The sequence below is a fragment of the Anaerobranca gottschalkii DSM 13577 genome (genome assembly GCF_900111575.1).
GTDB lineage: Bacteria > Bacillota > Proteinivoracia > Proteinivoracales > Proteinivoracaceae > Anaerobranca > Anaerobranca gottschalkii.
Window position 1 is genome coordinate 14012 of record NZ_FOIF01000011.1, and the last position, 15581, is coordinate 29592.

Genomic DNA, 15581 nt, shown 5'->3' on the forward strand with positions numbered 1-15581 from the left:
TATTAAATATTATACCGTGACTAGTATTTTTATGCAATCTTTTAGCCTTCTAATCCTCTGTAAATTCTTGGAACACGCTTAGATATAGCACATACCAGTTCATAGTTTATAGTATCTATTAAAGGTGCTAAATTATCAACGGTATTTTCTCCTTCTAAGGCATAAATCAGTACTTCATCTCCTAATTTGACTGGTATCCCCGTTACATCTACCATAATATAATCCATACATACTCTACCTACAACGGGGGCTTTTTTCCCTTTAATTGTGACAAATCCTTTATTGGAAAAATCTCTAAAATAGCCATCGGCATAGCCTATGGGGATAGTTGCTATAGTTGCAGGACCAGATGTTTTATAGGTCATAGAGTAGCTTATAGGAGCACCTTTTTCCACTTCTTTTAAATAAGCTATTTCACTCTTTAATTCTAAAGCAGGTTTCAAGAAAACTTTTCCTTTTTGTTTTTGGGAGGGGTATAAACCATACATAGCAATACCTAAACGGACCATGTTGAAGGATTGATCTGTTAAATTTTCCATAGCCCCTGCACTGTTAGCTATGTGTTTTAAGGGGATTTGGTAAGGTAGATTAGCTAAAATTTCTTTAAATTTTAGAAACTGTTTTACAGTATGGGGATTTTCCCTTTCTTCCCCTGCGGCATAGTGGGTAAAAATTCCTTCTACTTCTATATTATCCAATTTTGTTAATTCTAATAAAAAAGAGTTGATATTTCTTGGCAAAACCCCTAATCTACCCATTCCTGTATCTACCTTGACATGAACTTTTATTTTATTAGTCAATTTTGAGTTTAAGGCTTTAGCTAAATCTAAATCATAAAGGGTCGGGGTTATATTGTATCTTACTAAATCATCGGCACTTTGGGGAGGAGTATAACCTAAAACTAAAATAGGGGTATCTGTAATACCATTTTCTCTAAGGACAACTGCCTCTTCCACCAATGCCACTGCCAGATATTCTGCCCCACCTTTAATGGCTGCTTTTGAAACTTCTACACTGCCATGGCCATAGCCATCAGCTTTAACTACAGCCATGATTTTTACATCTTTAGGCAACCTTTCTGTCAAAACTCCGATATTATGAATTATATTGTCTAAGTGAATTTCTGCAAAGGTTTTTCGGTACATCAAAAATTCCCCCCTCTCCTAGATATATTTCGACAAGAAAATTTTAATTCCTTTTATTTATTTCAATATTTTCATATTTTACTAATAATTCGCTTCCCCCCAAAATTAACTTTACTTCTTTTATTTGATTATCTTGATGATATATTACCATTTCCCCACCATTTACTTCTATTTGATTTGGTGAAATAATTTTAATGTTATCTTTATTTTTAATAACCTCTTCTAAAAGACCGATCAAGGCAAAAGAAGGGAGTTTAAAGTTTTCCCTTTTCCCCTCTACTACTCCTGGATAATGATGATTTTTTAACTTTACTTTATCCCCTTCTAAAATTATTTCTTGCCGGTATTTATCTGACCAAATCAAAATCCAATGGTACTGTCCTTTATTTTGGTAAATTTCCTCTACTTGGAATTCATTATCATCCATTAAAATCCTATAGTTTGCTTGATAACCAATGATAGAATTGTACTGTTTTTCTAAGGAATTTACAAAACCACTAAAACCACAAGCTGTAAACAACAGGGTAGGTAATAGTAAAATCAAGATTTTTTTCAAGAAATCATTCCTCCTTTTTTACTATTGCTTTTAATAGATCATGACGGGTTATAATTCCCACTAGTTTGCCGTCTTGTTCCACTGGAATTCGATTAAATCCCTTTCTCACCATAAATTCTAAGGGAATATCAATCTCATCTTCTAAAGTTACTGAATATACAGGAGTTGACATTAAATCTTCTATTTTTACCGCTAAAGATTTTTTTAGTTCTTCATTAGCCCTTCCAGGATCTTCTAAGTACAAAAAGACCCCTAAAACATCGATATATGGTAGTGGCATTATTTTTTTGTGGCGGGAAAGGATATCTTTTTCTGTAACCATTCCCACTAAGGAATTTTCATTATCTACAACGGGAAGTCCTCCAACGTTATGTTCTATCATTAACTGTGTTGCTTCCTCTACAGTCTGATCCTTGTTTATACTGATTACCTCTTTATTATAAAACTCTTTTACCAACATCTTGCCACACTCCTTTAATATAATTTTTTAAATGCTAAAGCCAAAGCCTCTGGCAAATCCCTAGGTAATAAACTGAAATACCCCTTTTCTTCAGCTATAATATCTGCAGCTAACCCATGTAAATATACACCAAGCTGAGCTCCTTCTTCCACCGATAGACCTTGGGCTAATAACCCTAAGATAATTCCTCCTAATACATCGCCACTTCCACCGGTAGCTAAACCGTTATTGCCAGTGGTATTTAAAAAAACTTCCCCATTTTTTGTACCAATACAGGTAGTACTTCCTTTTAATACTATAGTACATCGGTATTTTTTACTATATTCCCTTACAATATTTATGGAGTCTTTAAGGATTTCTTCTACAGTAAGTCCAATAATCCTGCTCATTTCTTTAGGATGGGGTGTCAATATGTGGTTTTCCCTAATAAGGGAATAATCTTGTATTTTTGCTAAAAGGTTTAAACCATCGCCATCGATAATAATTTTTCCAGGGAAATTATTTAAAATATAAATAAATAATTCTTCCCTATTATTTGTAGAAAAACCCGGTCCTATAAGTAGACTTTGGGCCTTTGCTAGATAATTTACCAAAATAGGTTTAAATTTTTCTAGATCTTCTTCCATTTCCAGGGTAATAGATTCATAACTTGAGGTTTCAATTGTATTAACCAGTTCTCTATCAACTAAGGTGTAGAGGAGACCTATCCCCGCCCTTAGGGCAGCATGGGCAGCTAAAATAACTGCACCGGACATCCCTTTACTTCCCCCTACAATAATGCCAGTTCCGTAACTCCCTTTATGGCTGTCTTGACTTCTCTTAGGTAAGAGCTTTTTAACGATATCCTCTGTCAACCAATAGGTATCAGTTTTGTATTGATTTATTAGCTCAGGGGGAATGCCGATATCTTTTACCACCAGTTCTCCAGCATAGACCCTTCCCTTGGAAAGAAGTAAATTTTCCTTTGGTAATCCTAAAGTTACTGTTTTATCACCTTTGACAATTTCCCTATTTTCCATTGGTCCGTCCCCTGCTAATCCTGAGGGAATGTCAATACAAAGGACGTATTTACCAGAAGAATTAATTTTTTGTACTATTTCCTTAGCAATTCCTCCAATTGTCCCTTTAAACCCAACACCAAATAATCCATCTATAATTACATCGGTTTCTTCTAAAATCCTATCCAATGAAGGAAGGTCTCTAAACAACGGGATAGGGAGGGATTTAACTATTTCTAGATTAATTTTTGCATCACCTTGGAGGTTTTCTTCTGTTAGAAAAACTTTAACGGAAAATCCTTTAAGATGTAAAAGTCTTGCTACTACTAATCCGTCTCCTCCATTATTCCCTTTCCCTACAATAACGGTAAACTTAGTGTGTCCGGGATAATGTTGAATTTCTTCTACCACCTTTAAACCACTGTGCTCCATCAGTAAAAGGGTGGGTATTTTATACTTTTCCTGGCACAATAGATCAATTTTTTTAACATCACTGCCTTTAAGCGCTTTCACCTTTAACCCTCCCCGATAACATAGGCAACTGCCTGGGTTTTAGAATGGCTAATAGATAGATGTACCCTTGCTATTCCTAAGACCTTTGCCCGTTTTAATGCCCTACCGGTTAGCCTTACTTTAGGTTTTCCCAAATTATCTTTGATTATTTCAATTTCCTGCCAACTAATCAAACCTATTCCCACTCCCAAAGCCTTCGCCACTGCTTCTTTCGCTGCAAAACGGCCTGCAACGGTAGCAGGTTTTAATGACATCAATTCTAATTCTTTTTTTGTAAATATCCGCTGTAAAAACTTCTCCCCCCTCCCTTCTAAAACTTTAGTTATTCTGGGGATATCAACTATATCTACCCCTACACCGATAATCATCAGCTATCCTCCCTCACTTGTATTTTGTATATATATCATACCATAAAAATTGCACTAATTTTCAACCTTTCCATAAAATAGATTGAGGGGAGGTGTAATTTATGGGAATTAAAAATTGTTGTTGCAGTTGCTTAGATTTAACAGAGGATTTTAAAATAGGTGATAAGGTAAAAATTAAGACTGTTGCTAATTCAATTGAAGGAGAAATCGAAGAAATAAGGGAAAATACCATTGTTTTAGATGGAATTGTAATCTGTTGTGCCCACATCGTAAGTATAGAGCCTTTAATATATGGTAATGGCAATGGAGAAGAACCATAAAATACTTTAAAGAGCCCTTTTAGGGCTCTTATAACTTTGTTTTTGTAAGGTAATAGGCATATTCCATTGGTCTTAAATAGAGGTTATTATATAGTTCTGGACTTTGAAGCCTTTTGGCTAAAGTTTTCATTGGTTTTCCATTAACCTCGATTATATATATTTTATCATTTAATCCTAGGGAGTAGTCCACCGCCAATTCTCCTAATAAGCCAAACTTCCCTTCTAATATATTGGCAACCTGTAAACTGGTATATGTTAAATTTTCTATAATTTCAAATACCACTCTTTCAGAATATAACTCTTGGAGGGGAATGGTATAGTCCACCACTTTTTTTACTATGTTTGTAATAAAACTTTTGTTTACTGCTATCCTGCTAATTCCACCGGTTATTTGCCATCTACCCCAAATGTTTTTTTGTACATAAATTCTAATATCGAAAAAATTTGTTCCTAGCCTTTTATTTTCTACAAACTTTTGGATTAAGTAGCCTTTGGTAAGTATGGATATATAGTGGATAATTTCATCAATATGGGAAAATTTCACCGGATTATTGAAAGCTTTATCTATAAGATAATAGCCATCTTCTTTTTTCTCTAGTAAAATTACTCCTTCCCCTTTACTACCTATCTTGGGTTTTAAAATAATTTTATCTTCTATTTCAGAAAAATATTTTAAATTAGCAGAGGTAAACTCTAAGGTTTTAGGTAAAAGAATTTCCTTTGTTGGGAGTAATAAATTGTAAATTTCCCATTTGTCAAATTTGGTTATTCTGTTAAAAACCCTATTTTTCCCGACTATCTTTTCAACTTCTTTAATTATTTTATCAGTATTATTATAACAGAGATTATAGATCCCTTGGGGAAGAGCAAAGGATCTTTTTTTTAGGTTTTCTTTAGTAATAGGTAGTAATACAATTTGATCAGGTAATTTATTGCAAGCATTTTGATATTTTAAATAAAGATCTTTATCTAACTCTCCGGAATATAATAAACCGATTATCCTTTTTTTCATAGGGACCACCTTATTTCTATCTATTTATTCAGTTTATGATTTCCCCTATGAATGATTGATAATAATTTAGACTTTACTAAACCTATTTTTTATATTTATTAAAAACTTCTACAATATCTGGATAACAACATCTTCCTTTAGGGTTGTTAACAGCACAATTACTATTTTTCATGGCTCCAGTCATTTCAATAACTTCCTTAACAGTATTACAACCATTATCTATTGCATTGACAATATCTTTTTCCGTCACTTTATTACAATAACAAACATACTCACCAATTACTGGCTGGACAGACTTATTACTTCCTCGGCAACAATTACAATTACCCATTGAAATCCTCTCCTTTCAAATATTTAAAATAGTTATCTATCTAAAACTTGAAAGATACCAAATTTTAAATATAGAGATTCATCGGCGTTTAGCACTATTGGATGATCCTTTGACTGTGTTCGAAATTCCACTTGACGCAAAATCTTTTTAGCATCTGCTGCGGCATCTTTAATTACTTCCATAAAAAGCTCTGGGGTCATATAGTGGGAACAAGATGCTGTAACTAAAAATCCACCATTTTTAGTAATTTTCATTCCCCTTAAGTTTATGTCCTTATATCCCCTAATAGCACCCTTTAAGGCTTTTTTTGATTTAGCAAAGGCTGGAGGGTCGAGGATAGTTACATCAAATTTTTCCCCTTCCCTTTGTAAATCCCTCAATATATCAAAGGCATTTCCTAAACGATAGTCTACTTTTTCCTCAAATCCATTTAAGGCGACATTTTCTTTAATAGTTTCTATAGCATGTTCAGAGATATCAACTGCAGTGACCTGTTTAGCACCAAATTGACAGGCATGGAGAGTAAAGGAACCGGTGTGGCTAAAACAATCTAAAACTTTACTGTCTTTTACAAAGGGGGCAATTGCTAGACGATTTTCCTTTTGATCCAAGAAGTATCCAGTTTTCTGCCCATTTTCTATATCTACCCACATTTTAATCCCATTTTCTATAATTTGAACTTTTGTAGGAAAATTACCTTTTAAGTAACCCTTCCTTTGATCAAGGCCTTCTAATTCCCTCACTTGAACATCATTTCTTTCATATATACCTTTAGGCTTGATAATTTCATCTAATAGCTCCACAATAGTGGATTTGTGGATATCGATACCCAAAGCCAAAGTTTGAATAACTAAGTAATCTCCAAATTTATCTACAATTAAACCAGGCAAAAAATCCGCTTCTCCAAATATAACCCGGCAACAGTTTGTATCCATAATCCTTTGTCGATATTGCCACGCTTCTTCTATTTTTGTTTTAAAGAACTCCCTGTTTATTTCTTCTTGTTTATAGGTAAAGAGCCTTACTGTGATTTTTGATTTGGGGTTTATGTAACCTCTCCCTATAAACCGGCTTTTAAAGTCATAAACATCAACTATATCCCCCGGCTCATATCCTCCTTCTATTTTTTCGATTTCATTAGAATATATCCAACGATGACCATTTACTATTCTTTTTTGTTCTCCTGACTTTAGATAAACCTTTGTCATGTCTTAAACTCCTTCCACTGATTATTATTACCATTATTATATCACGTTTTAAAAGATATATATATATGTGATGTAGATCACAGATTTTTTTTTGTGGTTGTTATATAATTCACGATACAGAAAGGGGGTGAGTTAATGAAGAGTATATTCTTTATTCTCGTGGTTGTGTTATTTTTCACAGGCTGTTCATCTCAAAATACGCTACCAGAAATGCCTCAAGGGGTTGTTCCTGCTGAGTACTGGGCGGATAAGTATCCAGATCAATACAATACTTACTTAAAAAATGCTGAAATGGAAGCCACAACTTTTGGTGGTTCAATTCCCGTTGATTATCTGGAAAAGTACCCAGACTTAAAAGTCCTTTATGCAGGTATGGGGTTTAGTAAAGACTATTTAAAGGCTAGAGGACATGTCTATTCCCTCGAAGATGCCATAAATACTGCTAGACCTAAACCAGGTGCCAGTTGTTTAACCTGTAAAACAGCGGATTACTTAGATATGGTAAATGAATATGGCAAAGATTTCTATGCTATGGATTTTACTGAAATGGCAGCTAAGGCAGTTAACCCCATTAGTTGCTATGACTGTCATCTAAGTACTCCAGGTGAAGCTGTCATCACTAGAAACCACTTAAAAGAAGCCTTAGAACTTCTAGATACCCAATTTAAAATGGGTGATTTAACCTGTGCCCAATGCCACGTAGAATATTATCTTGACCCTGTAACTAAAGAAGTTGTTTTACCTTGGGAATATGGAATAACAGTCGATGGAATGGAAAAATATTTCGATGAACGGGGTTATTATGATTGGATTCATCCTACGACTGGAACTCCACTATTAAAGGTACAGCATCCAGAATTTGAAACATATTACGGCAGTGTACATAGCAAATTTGGCTTAAGCTGTATCGATTGTCATATGCCTAAAGTCGAAAATGATGATGGAGATTTGTTTAGATCCCATCACTGGACAAGTCCTTTAAAGTATATAGAAGCTTCCTGTATGGGTTGCCATACCGGAGATGCAGAGGACTTGATCGCCCGTGTTGAAGAAATTCAGTTAGGTGTATATACCAAAACCAATGAAGTAAGTGCTCTAATAGTTCAGCTAATCCAGGAGTTAACAGAGGCGGTAGAAAGCGGCAAATACTCAGAAGAATTTTTAAATGAAGTTAGGAGTTATCACAGAAAAGCTCAATGGAGATGGGATTTTGTTTTCGTTGAAAATAGTACAGGATTCCATAACTCCAAGTTAGCCCACGAAACTTTAGATGCCGCCCGTTACTATGCGGAAAAAGGGCTGGAGTTGTTGAGAAATCAAAGATAATCTAACTTAATATTTAATAAAAGATCTAATATAAATGGGGCTTTATGCCCCATTTACACAGGTTTTATAAAAAGAAAAAGGAGAGTAAAAGTAATGAAAGAAGATAATATTTTAAAAGAAATTTGGAAAGCCCTTCATTCCATGAGGTTTGGAATAATTCTTTTACTCATTATTGGCATTTCTTCTATAGCAGGAACTGTAATTCCCCAAAAAAATCCCTTAATTTTTTATCAACGGGAATATAGTTCTTTTATGTATACTATTATAACCACATTAAATTTACACGATGTTTATAATTCTTGGTGGTTTATTACTATGATGGTATTACTGGCTGTTAATTTAGTATTATGTAGTATCATCAGGCTACCTAAAATTATCAAAAGAATGGTAAATGTCCCTTCTTTAGATAAAGAATTAAATAGAAAAGATTTTTTAGTTAAAAAAGTAATATCTAATAGTGAAGTAAATATTGAAAAACTATTTAGGAAAGGAAAATTTAATAGGGTAAAGAAAATAGAAACTTCTAAAGGCACTTATTTTTTCGCCCATAAAAATAGGCTAGGTTATTTAGGCTCTTGGTTATCCCATGTAGGGTTATTGATAATAATACTATCTTATATGTTTGGGCAAATTACTGGTTTTGAAACATATATCTATGGAGTTCCTGGGATTTCTGAAAGGGTAGAAGGTACTCCATATGAAATACAAATAGATGATTTTCGTATTGAGTTTAGAGATGACCTAACAGTCAATCAATATATAAGTAATATTACAGTTAAAGACTTTAATAGCAAAAAAGCTATTAAAGCAGGAGAACTTTCTGTTAACAACCCCTTTAGGGCTGAGAAATTTAGTGTATATCAAAACGGTACCGGTTGGGCAGTTGATATGAAGTTAAAGCGAAATGGTGAAGAAATTGCCAATCGAATCCTTTATCAAGGCGAAATCCACGTAGATGATAATCAAAGGATTGCTTTACAATTTGTTAATTTTTATCCCCATTTTGATAACTCCTCTGGAAGACCCCGTACCATTAGCCCATTCCCAGATAATCCAAAGCTCCTTTATACTATTTTTTATGAGGGGCGGAGAGTTGATATGAATGTCATCGGAATGGGTGAAGAACTAAATTGGGAAGAATATACCTTTATCATAGATAACCCTAGACACTTTACTCTCCTGCAAATTACCAGTGATCCAGGAATACCTGGTGCTAAGTTGGGAAGTTTATTGTTACTCCATGGACTTATGTTTGCATTTTACTTCTTCCCTAAACAACTTAAAGCCTTGAAAATGAAAGATGGAAAAGTGATTATTTGGGGAGATACCGATAAAAACAAAGAAAATTTTAAAGAAGAAATTGAAAGATTATTAAATATTTATTAGAGGAGGAGAGTTATGGAACTTCAGAGATTTCTTCAGATAGAAAACAGTTTTTTTAATATAGCCATCACCTCGTATATTGTTTCTATGGTCCTATATTTTCTCTTTTTTGTTATTAAAAAAGAGAGCTATGGTAAATACGGATCCTTTTTTGTTAAAATTGCTTTAGTTTTCCATACTGTAGCTATAATTGCTAGGGGATTTGGAGCAAACAGAATCCCTTTAACTAATCAATACGAATTTGCCACAAGTTTTGCTTGGGGTATTGCCTTATGTTTTATAATCTTTGAACAAAAATATGGGTACAAAGCTATGGGTACTTTTGTAACCCCTATAATCTTTATTATTATTGGTTATGCAGCTATGCAATCAAAGGATGTCCGTCCTTTAATGCCTGCTTTACAAAGTTATTGGTTAGTTTTCCACGTATCTACAGCGGTAATAGGCTATGGATCCTTTGGTGTTGCCTGTGGAGTATCTTGTATGTATTTATTAAAAAACAAGTTCCCAAAGGACAATTTTCTCAATAAACACATGCCATCTTTAGAAACCCTGGATTTAATTAGTTATCGGGCCATAGCTTTAGGGTTCATCTTCCTAACTTTGTGTATAGTAACTGGTGCCATTTGGGCTGAACAGGCTTGGGGTAGGTATTGGGCTTGGGATCCTAAAGAAACATGGTCCTTCATTACCTGGATAATTTATTCTGTTTACCTCCATGTCCGAATAACCAAAGGTTTAAAAGGTAAAAAAGCAGCAATACTAAGTGTTATAGGATTTTTATGTGTATTATTTACCTATATCGGTGTTAATACCCTACTACCTAGTTTGCATAGTTATGCTTAAGGGGTGTTTTAAATGGATTGGTCTAAGGAAGCTGAGGAAAGGATAAAAAAAGCTCCCTTTTTCATTAGAAACTTTGCAAAGAAAAAGGCAGAAGAAGTAGCTAAGTTAAGGGGTAAAGAAATTGTTGATATAGAAGATGTTGAGTTGGCAAAAAGAAATAAAGATTTAGAGGATTTAACTAAATTAGATTTAACTATTGAAGGTATCGAAAATACAAAGTATAAAGAAATTGCCCTTTGTGGAGGTTTAAAGGGATGTCCCCTAACTTTATTTAACGATGAAGAAGTAGCTTTATTATTAGATAGGATTATTAAAAAGTTACACTTAGAAGAAAAAATCGGTAAAAAAATTCAAGGCCCAATCCTATATCACCACAAATTTAAAGCTGCCATTAGCGGTTGTCCTAATAACTGTTCACAACCTCAGATCAAAGATATAGGGGTTATTGGTTATGTAAAACCAAAAATTATTTCTGGCTTTTGCATACAATGTAATAGATGTATCAGTTCTTGCCCTGAGAAATTAATAACCCTATCCCAAGACCCTATAATCGATTATAGCCAATGCTTGGATTGTGGACTATGCATTAGGGCCTGCCCTACTAAATCCATCACTGAAGGGGAAAAGGGATATAGAGTAATAATAGGGGGAAGATTGGGGAGAAAACCCCACCTAGCCCAACATTTGGTCAATGTAACTACTTTAGAAGAATTAGAAGATATTTTAACTAAAATATTATTGTTTTATATCAAAACTCTAGAAGAAAATAAAAATTTTAGTCGTATGATAGAGTGTTTAGGGATAGAGGGATTAAATCTATGAAAGATTTTCAGATAAAAGAATTAGTTTTTATCTCCATTGTGGTTGCTACTATTTTAGCAGGGGGATATCTTTTACTCCCCCTTATGCAGATACTACCAATCCCTGCCTTTAGGGGCATAATAGTGGCTCCTATTTACGGTGCAGGGATAACTTTAGTTACTTTAAAAATAAAAAAATTTGGGGTAATTACCCTATTTTCCTTAGTTATTGGTGGTGTGTTGAGCATATTTTTTATCTGGATGTCTATAATTACCTTGTTAGGGGGAATTTTAACAGAAGTTTTTTGTGCCCTAATTTTTAAAACATATGCTAACCAATACAGTATAGCCTTTGCCTCCGGTTTTTTCCCTGCAATTCAAATCCTTTTAACATTGTTTGTAATTACTTTCATTTTAGCTTGGTTTCCCATAAATTTATTGACTAACCCTTTAATAATTTTCCTCCCTTTTTTAATTACCTTTATATTAGGTTACGGCACTTCTTGGACCCTTTTAAAAATATTAACTAAACGAAAGATTTAAGCCACCTTAATTTTACTTAAGGTGGCTATTTTACTAGAAAATGGGCTAATTTTATGGTAAAATTCAGTTAACTTAAGTATAGGGAGGTGTTTTCATGAAAGTTAGAGCTTGGTTAATTCTATTCTTTTTTATCGGTCTTATTTTTTATTTATCCTCGATACCAGGTTTGCAAGTTTTGCCTGTCCTTAGATATATCCATTCCCTTTTAGAAAATATCCTTAGCAAATTCGATATGTCCTTGGTCCGTTTTTCTAATTGGCTTGGTAATTCCCTGCCCTTTGATATTAGTGACCTAAGACCCTTTAAAGTTGCCGGTCGGGATTTTATAGAGTATACCAGCGATAACCCTAGGATTGTAGAATTTATTCTACGAAAAATTGCCCATGTAGTTATGTTTTTCTTTATAACCTTAGCTTTTTTCCTACTAGCCAGCCATTATGTCAAAAAGGTAAGGTCCGCTATCCTTTTGGCTTTTTTAGGTGGAACTATTATTGCCATCCTTGACGAGTATAGACAAAGTTTTGTGCCGACAAGGGTTGCCAGTTTAACCGATGTATTTATCAATTTAGTAGGTGTTACTTTAGCTATCTTTTTCATCTGGTTTGCCCTTTTTATTACAAAAGGGGTAAGGATGAAGGAATATTATAAAAAGATATCTACAGAAGAAATACAACAGGAGCTACCACAATCTGCCCCTTCCCTTGATGAGCAGCAGACAAAAATTTATGATAAGTCTTTTAAGGAAAAATTAAGTAATAATGGGAAACAATAAGTTATATTTTATCCTTTCCAAAAACTCTCTACAAGTTCTAAGGTTTCCCTTTTTATATTATCGGATTTAAATATTGCTGAGGCTACAGCTACGCCATCTACATTTCCTTTAATTTCACCTAAATTCCTCTTATTTATCCCACCAATAGCTATTACTGGTATTTTTACTCTTTCTTTAATTCTTTTTATCATTTCTACAGTCACTTTTCTAGTATCCTTTTTCGTATCGGTAAAAAACAGACAACCAACCCCAAGGTAATCTGCTCCTGCCCTTTCTCCTTTTAAACTTTCTTCTAAATTACTTGCAGAAAGCCCTATAATTTTATCATCCCCTAGTATTTCTCTAGCAACTTGGACAGGCAAATCTTTTTGTCCTAAGTGAACCCCATCTGCATCTACTGCAATAGCTATATCAAGTCTATCATTGATTATCAATGGAATCCTATATTTTTCAGTAATTTTTTTTATTTTTAAGGCCCTTTTGTATAAGGTATGGGTATCAGATTCTTTATCCCGTATTTGAATAGCATCAATACCACTTTCTAGGATAGTTTCTAAAATATATTCAAAGGGGCTATCTTTAATAATCCCAAAGTCTGCTATCACGTAAATCCCTTTTATCTTTGTTTTACCCTTCATAAATTCTCCCCCTAGCTAAATCTTCTTTAGAAAAATTATTTATAGCATCAAATAACTTCACTTTAAATGTACCAATATCTATCCCATCTCTACCATTACAAGCTTTTTCCCCTGAAATTCCCATTATCAAAATAGCTAAAGTACTGGCTAATAAATAATCGTTAGTCACACCACAACAAGTGCTAATTATAGAGCCTATCATACAACCAGTACCGGTTATTTGTGTTAATTTAGGTGTACCATTTTTTACTTTATAAATTTTTTTACCATCGGTAATTATATCTATTTCTCCTGTAACTACTACTACACATGTAAATTTAATAGCCAACCTTTTAGCTAATTCTACTTTTTCTTCGTAAGAAAAATTACTATTAGCTGAATCCACCCCTTTACCCTTTTCCTTTAATCCATAAATGTTTTTGATTTCAGTGAGGTTACCTTTTATAACACTTACTTTTACTTCTTTTAATATTTTTTCTACCATTTTTCTTCTAAACTCACTTGCCCCCACCCCTACAGGATCCATAATTACTGGTATATTTAATATATTAGCTTTTTTCCCTGCAATAATCATAGATTGAACAGCCTTCTCCGTCAACGTCCCTAAATTTAAAAGGAGGGCCGACGCTTCAGAGACGATTTCTTCAATTTCTTCAATACTTTCAGCCATTACTGGACTTCCCCCTAATGCTAAAACTATATTAGCACAATCATTGGCAGTTACATAATTTGTAATATGGTGAACAAGGGGCTTTTGTTTTTTTATCTCCAATAGGATATTATCTAATTTATAAAGTTCTTTTATCATGATTCTTCCCTCCTATCTACCACCAAGAATAAAAGTGATGAACAGGTCCAACTCCTTTTCCTAACGGAAAAGATTTACTTATAGCTGAGGTGATATAATCCTTTGCCTTTTCAACGGCCTTATCTACTGAAAACCCCTTTGCTAAATATACCCCAATAGCAGAAGATAACGTGCAACCGGTGCCATGGGTGTTTTTTGTTTCAATCCTTACAGCCCTATAATAATTAAATTTTTCACCATTATATAAAATATCAATAGGTTCATGGGATAAATGTCCTCCTTTAACTAATACATATTGGGGGCCTAGTCCATAAATTTTTTTAGCTGCCTTTTCCATATCTTTAATATCTTTTATCTCTATTCCTGTAATTACTTCTGCCTCAAAAATATTAGGAGTAACTATTTTAGCAATAGGAATAAGTTTTTCAATTAAAGATTTTTTTGCTTCTGATTTCAATAAATGATACCCACTTTTAGATACCATTACAGGATCAACTACAATATTTTTAGCTTTAAATTTCTTTAAAGCATTTACAATTGTTTCAATAGTATTGCTTTTAGAGACCATCCCAATCTTTACTGCATCTACATCTATATCAGTGAAAATAGCCTCGATTTGCTTATAAATAATTTCTTCTTCTACATCTTGAACTCCAAATACTCCTTGGGTATTTTGAGCTGTAATTGCTGTAATTACACTCATTCCATATGTACCTAATGCGGAAAAAGTTTTTAAATCAGCTTGAATTCCTGCGCCGCCAGAACTATCTGATCCTGCAATAGTTAATAATTTCTCCATTACTATTCAACTCCTTTATTTAAAATTACATTTTTGACTAAAGTAAAGATTATATAACCTATCATTACCCCAAAAAAAGAGCTAATTGTAAATGGGATAACAAAAAAGAAAATAGCCACTTCTCTACCTAAAACATATCTTGCCAGTGGATATGCTAAAATTGCACCAAAAACCCCTGTACCTATTAATTCACCTAAAAATGCGAAAAATACTTTCCTTGTTTTTTTGTACAAGATCCCTGCCAAAAAAGCACCTATCATACTCCCTGGAAAAGCTAATAAGGTTCCAGTACCTAAGATATTCCGGAGAATAGAAATAGTGAAGGGAATATACAGGGTATAGCTTAAAGGGAAAAAAAGGGCTGTAAGTAAATTTAAACAGTGTTGTATTGGAAAAACTTTAGCTACCCCAATCGGTATATACAGATGAGAAGATAAAACTCCAATAGCAATGAAAATTGCAGCTGTAGCCAATCTTTTTGTTTCTTTATTCATTTTATCCCTCCTAAAATTTATTTTTTAAAATCTATAAAAAAAGAAGCACACACCTGTAGGTATGTGCTAATTAATCATATATAAATAAAAGATTTTATTTTATATATAATTTTATAGCACTTCCCTACGCTGGTATAACCCAGATCAGGTACTAAGGATCAAAGACTTTATCGGGTCTTTTTCTCAGCTGGCCTCTCCAGCTCTCCTAGTGCCTTATATTTTATTTTTCTATTATATATTTTATCATAAAAATTTCGAGTG

At 33.6% G+C, this 15581-nt stretch carries 19 protein-coding genes and 1 riboswitch; of the genes, 7 read left to right on the forward strand and 12 right to left on the reverse strand.

Annotated features, from left to right (window positions below; translation table 11 throughout):
• Positions 1–41: 41 nt before the first annotated feature.
• The 5 genes from alr to BMX60_RS04635 are packed head-to-tail and all read right to left on the reverse strand — an operon-like array spanning position 42 to position 4040.
• Positions 42–1145 (reverse strand): alanine racemase, encoded by a 1104-nt coding sequence (gene alr, locus BMX60_RS04615; RefSeq protein WP_091349646.1) that lies wholly within the window; start codon positions 1143–1145, stop codon positions 42–44.
• Between the two features lie 43 nt (positions 1146–1188).
• Positions 1189–1701, reverse strand: coding sequence for a hypothetical protein (locus BMX60_RS04620; RefSeq protein ID WP_091349649.1), 513 nt, complete (start codon positions 1699–1701; stop codon positions 1189–1191).
• Between the two features lie 4 nt (positions 1702–1705).
• Positions 1706–2161 carry a CBS domain-containing protein gene (locus BMX60_RS04625; RefSeq protein WP_091349652.1) on the reverse strand — a complete coding sequence of 152 codons (456 nt, stop codon included), beginning with the start codon at positions 2159–2161 and terminating at the stop codon, positions 1706–1708.
• A gap of 14 nt (positions 2162–2175) precedes the next feature.
• Positions 2176–3672 (reverse strand): NAD(P)H-hydrate dehydratase, encoded by a 1497-nt coding sequence (locus BMX60_RS04630; protein WP_091349655.1) that lies wholly within the window; start codon positions 3670–3672, stop codon positions 2176–2178.
• 2 nt (positions 3673–3674) lie between these two features.
• Positions 3675–4040, reverse strand: a complete 366-nt coding sequence (locus tag BMX60_RS04635; RefSeq protein WP_091349657.1) for a holo-ACP synthase — start codon at positions 4038–4040, stop codon at positions 3675–3677.
• 101 nt (positions 4041–4141) lie between these two features.
• Between BMX60_RS04635 and BMX60_RS04640 the strand changes: the two genes are divergently transcribed.
• Complete coding sequence (locus tag BMX60_RS04640) at positions 4142–4360, forward strand: hypothetical protein (protein ID WP_091349660.1); 219 nt, start codon at positions 4142–4144, stop codon at positions 4358–4360.
• Positions 4361–4388: 28 nt separating this feature from the next.
• On the opposite strand, the gene BMX60_RS04645 is transcribed toward BMX60_RS04640, so the two are convergent.
• The 3 genes from BMX60_RS04645 to BMX60_RS04655 form a co-directional block, all read right to left on the reverse strand.
• Complete coding sequence (locus BMX60_RS04645; protein ID WP_091349663.1) at positions 4389–5372, reverse strand: YheC/YheD family protein; 984 nt, start codon at positions 5370–5372, stop codon at positions 4389–4391.
• Between the two features lie 82 nt (positions 5373–5454).
• Positions 5455–5703 carry a (2Fe-2S)-binding protein gene (locus BMX60_RS04650; RefSeq protein WP_091349664.1) on the reverse strand — a complete coding sequence of 83 codons (249 nt, stop codon included), beginning with the start codon at positions 5701–5703 and terminating at the stop codon, positions 5455–5457.
• Between the two features lie 32 nt (positions 5704–5735).
• Entirely contained in the window at positions 5736–6911 is a 1176-nt protein-coding gene (locus BMX60_RS04655; protein WP_091349667.1) for a class I SAM-dependent rRNA methyltransferase, read from the reverse strand.
• Between the two features lie 135 nt (positions 6912–7046).
• Here BMX60_RS04655 and BMX60_RS04660 point away from each other — a divergent pair, with 135 nt between their 5' ends.
• The 6 genes from BMX60_RS04660 (at position 7047) to BMX60_RS04685 (ending at position 12581) form a co-directional block, all read left to right on the forward strand.
• Positions 7047–8237 carry an ammonia-forming cytochrome c nitrite reductase subunit c552 gene (locus tag BMX60_RS04660; RefSeq protein ID WP_091349670.1) on the forward strand — a complete coding sequence of 397 codons (1191 nt, stop codon included), beginning with the start codon at positions 7047–7049 and terminating at the stop codon, positions 8235–8237.
• Positions 8238–8330: 93 nt separating this feature from the next.
• A complete protein-coding gene (locus BMX60_RS04665) occupies positions 8331–9623 on the forward strand; it encodes a cytochrome c biogenesis ResB family protein (protein ID WP_091349672.1) in 1293 nt (430 codons plus the stop codon).
• A gap of 12 nt (positions 9624–9635) precedes the next feature.
• Entirely contained in the window at positions 9636–10466 is an 831-nt protein-coding gene (gene ccsB, locus BMX60_RS04670; protein ID WP_091349674.1) for a c-type cytochrome biogenesis protein CcsB, read from the forward strand.
• 12 nt (positions 10467–10478) lie between these two features.
• Positions 10479–11288 (forward strand): 4Fe-4S dicluster domain-containing protein, encoded by an 810-nt coding sequence (locus BMX60_RS04675; RefSeq protein WP_091349678.1) that lies wholly within the window; start codon positions 10479–10481, stop codon positions 11286–11288.
• Positions 11285–11809 carry a hypothetical protein gene (locus tag BMX60_RS04680; RefSeq protein WP_091349680.1) on the forward strand — a complete coding sequence of 175 codons (525 nt, stop codon included), beginning with the start codon at positions 11285–11287 and terminating at the stop codon, positions 11807–11809. Before BMX60_RS04675 ends, BMX60_RS04680 begins: the two co-directional genes overlap by 4 nt.
• Positions 11810–11903: 94 nt before the next feature.
• Positions 11904–12581, forward strand: a complete 678-nt coding sequence (locus BMX60_RS04685) for a VanZ family protein (protein ID WP_091349683.1) — start codon at positions 11904–11906, stop codon at positions 12579–12581.
• 8 nt (positions 12582–12589) lie between these two features.
• Here BMX60_RS04685 and thiE read toward each other — a convergent pair whose 3' ends face one another.
• From thiE to thiW, 4 genes are read right to left on the reverse strand one after another with little or no spacing between them, the layout of a single operon-like run.
• Positions 12590–13219, reverse strand: a complete 630-nt coding sequence (thiE, locus tag BMX60_RS04690) for a thiamine phosphate synthase (RefSeq protein ID WP_091349684.1) — start codon at positions 13217–13219, stop codon at positions 12590–12592.
• Positions 13209–14027, reverse strand: a complete 819-nt coding sequence (thiM, locus tag BMX60_RS04695; protein ID WP_091349687.1) for a hydroxyethylthiazole kinase — start codon at positions 14025–14027, stop codon at positions 13209–13211. Before thiM ends, thiE begins: the two co-directional genes overlap by 11 nt.
• A 16-nt stretch (positions 14028–14043) precedes the next feature.
• The gene (gene thiD / locus BMX60_RS04700; RefSeq protein WP_091349689.1) at positions 14044–14826 is read right to left on the reverse strand and encodes a bifunctional hydroxymethylpyrimidine kinase/phosphomethylpyrimidine kinase; all 783 of its coding nucleotides are present in this window, start codon (positions 14824–14826) and stop codon (positions 14044–14046) included.
• Between the two features lie 2 nt (positions 14827–14828).
• Complete coding sequence (thiW, locus tag BMX60_RS04705) at positions 14829–15320, reverse strand: energy coupling factor transporter S component ThiW (RefSeq protein ID WP_091349691.1); 492 nt, start codon at positions 15318–15320, stop codon at positions 14829–14831.
• Positions 15321–15424: 104 nt separating this feature from the next.
• Positions 15425–15537: riboswitch (TPP riboswitch) on the reverse strand.
• Between the last annotated feature and the right edge of the window lie 44 nt (positions 15538–15581).

Coding starts and splice junctions, on each gene's coding strand:
- thiW (WP_091349691.1), bottom strand. CDS start 15,320: ATGAATAAAGAAACAAAAAGATTGGCTACAGCTGCAATTTTCATTGCT.
- thiD (WP_091349689.1), bottom strand. CDS start 14,826: ATGGAGAAATTATTAACTATTGCAGGATCAGATAGTTCTGGCGGCGCA.
- thiE (WP_091349684.1), bottom strand. CDS start 13,219: ATGAAGGGTAAAACAAAGATAAAAGGGATTTACGTGATAGCAGACTTT.
- thiM (WP_091349687.1), bottom strand. CDS start 14,027: ATGATAAAAGAACTTTATAAATTAGATAATATCCTATTGGAGATAAAA.
- BMX60_RS04640 (WP_091349660.1), top strand. CDS start 4,142: ATGGGAATTAAAAATTGTTGTTGCAGTTGCTTAGATTTAACAGAGGAT.
- ccsB (WP_091349674.1), top strand. CDS start 9,636: ATGGAACTTCAGAGATTTCTTCAGATAGAAAACAGTTTTTTTAATATA.
- BMX60_RS04650 (WP_091349664.1), bottom strand. CDS start 5,703: ATGGGTAATTGTAATTGTTGCCGAGGAAGTAATAAGTCTGTCCAGCCA.
- BMX60_RS04680 (WP_091349680.1), top strand. CDS start 11,285: ATGAAAGATTTTCAGATAAAAGAATTAGTTTTTATCTCCATTGTGGTT.
- BMX60_RS04645 (WP_091349663.1), bottom strand. CDS start 5,372: ATGAAAAAAAGGATAATCGGTTTATTATATTCCGGAGAGTTAGATAAA.
- BMX60_RS04685 (WP_091349683.1), top strand. CDS start 11,904: ATGAAAGTTAGAGCTTGGTTAATTCTATTCTTTTTTATCGGTCTTATT.
- BMX60_RS04665 (WP_091349672.1), top strand. CDS start 8,331: ATGAAAGAAGATAATATTTTAAAAGAAATTTGGAAAGCCCTTCATTCC.
- BMX60_RS04655 (WP_091349667.1), bottom strand. CDS start 6,911: ATGACAAAGGTTTATCTAAAGTCAGGAGAACAAAAAAGAATAGTAAAT.
- alr (WP_091349646.1), bottom strand. CDS start 1,145: ATGTACCGAAAAACCTTTGCAGAAATTCACTTAGACAATATAATTCAT.
- BMX60_RS04675 (WP_091349678.1), top strand. CDS start 10,479: ATGGATTGGTCTAAGGAAGCTGAGGAAAGGATAAAAAAAGCTCCCTTT.
- BMX60_RS04660 (WP_091349670.1), top strand. CDS start 7,047: ATGAAGAGTATATTCTTTATTCTCGTGGTTGTGTTATTTTTCACAGGC.
- BMX60_RS04625 (WP_091349652.1), bottom strand. CDS start 2,161: ATGTTGGTAAAAGAGTTTTATAATAAAGAGGTAATCAGTATAAACAAG.
- BMX60_RS04635 (WP_091349657.1), bottom strand. CDS start 4,040: ATGATTATCGGTGTAGGGGTAGATATAGTTGATATCCCCAGAATAACT.